The organism is Streptomyces katrae, assembly GCF_000966975.1.
In the GTDB taxonomy this organism is placed as follows: Bacteria; Actinomycetota; Actinomycetes; order Streptomycetales; family Streptomycetaceae; genus Streptomyces; species Streptomyces katrae.
In genome coordinates this window covers 1-1,503 of record NZ_JZWV01001443.1, presented here as the reverse complement: position 1 = coordinate 1,503, position 1,503 = coordinate 1, and the positions used below count along the sequence as shown (strand labels likewise).

At 76.1% G+C, this 1,503-nt stretch carries 1 pseudogene; it reads right to left on the bottom strand.

The features are described 5' to 3' along the window. Positions 1 to 53: 53 nt before the first annotated feature. Positions 54 to 1,285 (bottom strand): annotated as a pseudogene (locus VR44_RS38165) (serine/threonine-protein kinase). Between the last annotated feature and the right edge of the window lie 218 nt (positions 1,286 to 1,503).

The window sequence follows — 1,503 nt, the reverse complement described above, 5'->3', positions numbered from 1 at the left end:
GAGAACGGGTGAAGGGCGGGTAGGGGACCAGCTCCGCGCAGCGGCCACCGGGACTACGGCCGGGACGGCGAGGAGTGCTTCGTGTCGCGCGGGGGCGGGGCCGGGTCGTCGCCGGAGGTGGCCAGCCAGCTGCCCACGCCGACCGCCGCGGCCAGCGCCACCGCCGACGCCGAGAGGACCAGCCTCCGCTTGCGCACCGCCTCCGCCCGGTGCCGGGCGGTACCCGGCCGGTGCCCGCCGGCCGGACGCGGGACGCGCGCGGTGCCCAGCGCCCCGCCCGCGAGCTCGTCCGGCGTCGGCACCCGCATGGAGGTGTGCGTGTCCCGGTTGGAGTCCGTCGCGGACCCCGGGACCAGCGGTACGACCCCCCGCCTCCGCACCGGATCCGAGGCGGCCGACTCCTCCGAAGCGGCGGCCGCCGCCTCCGGCTCCGCCGGCTCCGCGTCGTCCGGCTCGTCCACGTCCAGCGGCGGCATCCCGGCCAGCAGCGGCAGCAGCTCCCGCAGTCGTACCGACAGCTCCGAGGCCCGCAGCCGCGAGGCCGGCGCCTTGGCCAGGCACTGGACGATCAGCTGCCACAGCTCCTCGGGGATGCCCGGCAGCGGCACCACGGTCTCGGTGACGTGCCGGCGCAGCACCGCGCCCGGGTGGCCCCCGCCGAAGGGGGTGAACCCGGCCAGCAGCTCGTAGAGCACCGTGGCGAGGGCGTATATGTCGACGGCCGCCCGCGGGGGCAGGCCCTCCACTATCTCCGGGGCCAGGTAGTCCGGCGTCCCGATGATCCGCGTCGCCGGCGCCGCCACCCGCGCCCCGGCGGGGGCGGGGGCCCGGCGCGGGTGGTCGATGAGCTTGGCCACGCCGAAGTCGGTCAGCAGCGCCGGGTGCGCGCCGCCGGGCCCGAGGGGGCCCTGCATGTCGAGCAGGACGTTCTCCGGCTTCACGTCGCGGTGGACGCGATGGCGACGGCCGCCTCGGGGGCGAGCCGCCGCTCCCGGTCGAGGCGCGTGCGCAGGTCCGTACCGCGGACGAGGTCCATGACGAGGGCGAGGTCGTTCCCGTCCACGACCAGGTCGCGGACGGAGACGATGTGCGGGTGCTCCAGGCCGAGCAGCGCACTGCGCTCCTGGACGAAGCGTCCGACCAGTTCCTGGTCGGAGGCGAGGTCCTCGCGCAGCAGCTTGACCGCGACCGGCCCGTCCGGCCCCTCGCCCAGCCACACCGTGCCCGCGCTGCCGCGCCCCAGGATCTGGTGCGCTGTGTACCGGCTGCCGATCTTCCGTGCCACGACTGCTCCCTCAGCGGCTGGCGTAACGCCCCAAAGCTACGCGGCCGAACGGGGGCCCGGCGCTCCGGAACGCGGTGACCTTCACTTCTGCGGGCGAAATCACGTCCTGGATGTCGACAAATCCACAAGGTCGGCGCTACGAGGGGCCGAAAGGGCCCCCGGCGGGACCCCGTTCACCGGCCGCCGCGGCTGCCGGGGCGTCAGGAACCGCCGCCGGC